General features: G+C 67.9%; 4 protein-coding genes and 1 pseudogene. 1 reads left to right on the top strand and 4 read right to left on the bottom strand.

Going from position 1 to position 2910, the window contains the following annotated elements; translation table 11 throughout:
• Nucleotides 1-468 (bottom strand): elongation factor P (efp, locus tag AC2VOP_RS14245; RefSeq protein WP_486961575.1); only part of this gene is annotated, 468 nt, incomplete at its 3' end.
• 6 nt (nt 469-474) lie between these two features.
• On the bottom strand, nt 475-1593 hold the full coding sequence (locus AC2VOP_RS14240; RefSeq protein WP_486961574.1) for a M24 family metallopeptidase: 1119 nt from the start codon (nt 1591-1593) through the stop codon (nt 475-477).
• A 33-nt stretch (nt 1594-1626) separates the two neighbouring features.
• On the opposite strand from AC2VOP_RS14240, the gene AC2VOP_RS14235 reads away from it, so the two are divergent.
• Nucleotides 1627-2283, top strand: coding sequence for a B-4DMT family transporter (locus tag AC2VOP_RS14235; protein WP_486961573.1), 657 nt, complete (start codon nt 1627-1629; stop codon nt 2281-2283).
• Between the two features lie 19 nt (nt 2284-2302).
• On the opposite strand, the gene aroQ is transcribed toward AC2VOP_RS14235, so the two are convergent.
• Nucleotides 2303-2746, bottom strand: a complete 444-nt coding sequence (aroQ, locus tag AC2VOP_RS14230; protein WP_486961572.1) for a type II 3-dehydroquinate dehydratase — start codon at nt 2744-2746, stop codon at nt 2303-2305.
• Nucleotides 2743-2910, bottom strand: a pseudogene (locus AC2VOP_RS14225) (hypothetical protein); the annotation flags it as partial. The gene aroQ and the pseudogene AC2VOP_RS14225, both read right to left, overlap by 4 nt.

Raw genomic sequence — 2910 nt, 5'->3', positions numbered from 1 at the left:
GGTCTGCACCGTGGCCGGTTTGGTGCCGGCGCTGGACCGATCGCCCTGCAGGCCGGGCTCGGTGTGGGTGACCTCCAGTTCGACTGTCACCGGCAGTTCGATGTAGAGCGGAGTGCCATTGTGGAATGCCACCTGTACCGGCATGCCCTCCAGCAGATAGTTCGCCGCGTCGCCCACCAGTGACTCCGGCAGCGGGTGCTGCTCGTAGTCCTCGCTGTCCATGAACACGAAGTCCGAGCCGTCGCGGTACAGGTACGTGGTGTCGCGGCGGTCCACCGTGGCGGTCTCGACCTTCACCCCTGCGTTGAAGGTCTTGTCGACCACCTTGCCGGACAGCACGTTCTTCAGCTTGGTGCGCACGAAGGCCGGTCCCTTGCCGGGCTTGACGTGCTGGAACTCCGTGATGGTCCACAGCTGGCCGTCGATCACCAGCACCAGTCCGTTTTTGAAGTCGGCAGTTGTGGCCACGGTCTGCTATGTCTCCTCGAGGCTGGTCAGTTCAGTCAGTTTCTTGGGGAACCGGGTCAGCAGTTCCGCGGGCTGCCCGGGGGTCTGGGCCACGACCAGCGTGTCCTCGATGCGAACACCGCCACGACCGGGCAGATAGACGCCGGGTTCCACGGTGACCGTGGCGCCAGCAGGCAGTGTACCGTCTGCCGACGCGTTGATTCCCGGCGCTTCATGGATCCGCAGGCCCACGCCGTGGCCCAGACCGTGGTCGAAGTGGTCTCCGTAGCCGGCGTCGGCGATCACCCGGCGCGCGGCGGCGTCCACGTCACGCAGGCTGGCGCCCGGCTGCAACGCGACGCGGCCGGCCCGCTGGGCCTCGGCGACCAGCTGGTAGACCTCGCGCTGCCAGTCGGCCGCCGTGCCCAGCACGAAGGTGCGGGTCATGTCGGAGTGATAGCCGGCCACCAGCGCGCCGAAGTCGATCTTGACCAGGTCGCCGGCGGCCAGAATCGCGTCGCCTGGCCGATGGTGCGGGATCGCCGAGTTTGCCCCGGCAGCCACGATCGTCTCGAAGGACGCCGCATCGGCGCCGTGGTCGAGCAGCAGCGACTCCAGGTCGCGGCTCACCTGACGTTCGGTGCGTCCCGGGCGCACACCACCGCGCTCAATCAGGTCGGTCAGTGCGGCGTCGGCCGCTTCGCAGGCGAGCCGCAGGAGTGCCACCTCACCTGCGTCTTTGACCGTGCGCAGTGCCTCCACCATGCCGGCCGCGCGGATCAGCTCGACGCCGTCCGCCGCTGTCAACGCCCCAGCCAGCGCGTCGAGTCCGTCCACGGTGACCACGTGGCTTTCGAAGCCCAGCCGCCGCACCCCGCCCGAGCTCGCCCGTCCGACCAGGTAGCGTCCGTAGGCCCGGTCGACGGTCACCTCGACATCAGGCGCCTGCTGCGTGGCCTGCGTGCGATACCGGCCGTCGGTGGCCAGCACGGCCGGTGAATCGTCGGCGTAGACCAGCAGCGCACCCGCCGAGCCGGTGAACCCGGACAGATAACGCACATTGACCAGGTCGCTGACCAGCATCGCATCCAGCCCGGCGGCACCGATCCGAGTGCGAAGATTCTCCCGCCGCGACGAATATGTCACGCCCTGTGACCGTACTCGCTACGCTGTGGCTTCATGAGCGACTGGTTACTGCGTGGATTGGCCTTCGCCGCGGCGATGGTCGGGCTCCGTCTGGTTCAGGGAGCGTTGATCAACACATGGCAGACACGGGCCGGGTTGATCAGCACGGTGCTGATGGTGCTCTTTCTGATCGGCGTACTGATCTGGGGGCTGCTCGACGGCCGCGACGACGCAGCCGCCAATCCAGACCCGGACCACCGCCAGGACCTGGCGATGACCTGGCTGGCCGCCGGACTGCTGGCCGGGGCGCTCAGCGGGGCGGTGACGTGGGTGATCTCGCTCTTCGACAAAGCGCTGTATGTCGGCGGGCTGCTCAACGAGCTGACCACGTTCGCGGCGTTCACCGCGCTCGCGGTGTTCCTGCCGGCCATGGGCGGGGTGGTGGCCGGTCGCGCCATGGTCGACCGGGGGTACGCGAAGGCGCCGCACCGGCACCACGGCCTGGCCGCCGAACCGGACGACCGCGCTGACACCGACGTGTTCGCCGCGGTCGGCGCCGGCGCGGAAGCGGCGGCTTCACTGGCCCCCGCCACCGGAGGTGCGGAGGCACCGACCGCCCCGAGCGCCCAGACCGCGCCGGCCGCCCCGAGCGAGGAGCCCACCATCACACTGCCGACCGAGGACGACAAACCCGGTTACCAGAGCAGCTGAGCTAACGGGTGGCGCAGGCTCAGGCCGACGCCGCCGACGTTCCGGCCAGGTAGCGCAGCGCCAACAGGTAACCCTGCACCCCGAGTCCGACGATCACCCCGGTAGCGATCGGACTCACATAGGATTGTCGTCGAAAGTCTTCTCTGGCATACACATTGGAGATGTGCACCTCGATCAACGGTGCGCGCAATTCCGTACAGGCGTCGCGCAACGCCACCGAAGTATGTGTCAAGCCACCGGCATTGAGAATCAGCGGCTCGTCGGCGTCGGCAGCTTCGTGGATCCACTCCAGCAGCTGTGACTCGCTATCGCTTTGCTGCACAATGACTTCCACGCCAAGTGCCGCCGCTTCGTGTTCGATCATCGCCGTCAGGTCGCCGTGAGTGGTTTCGCCGTACACGTCGGGCTCACGACGGCCCAACCGTCCCAGGTTGGGGCCGTTGACGACGTTGATCCGGTTCACTGACTGGCCACTTCGCAACGCTTGCCCACTTCGGCGTAGGCGGCCGCCAACAGGGCCGGGTCGGGACCCTCCAGCCGGCCCGGCTTGGCCAGTCCGTCCAGGACGACGAACCGCAGCACACCGGCTCGGGTCTTCTTGTCCCCGGCCATGTATGCCAGCAGTGC

This window comes from Mycobacterium sp. TH-M106 (genome assembly GCF_057473765.1).
The sequence above is the reverse complement of the archived record's forward strand: the minus strand, read 5'-3'. Positions and strand labels throughout refer to the sequence as shown.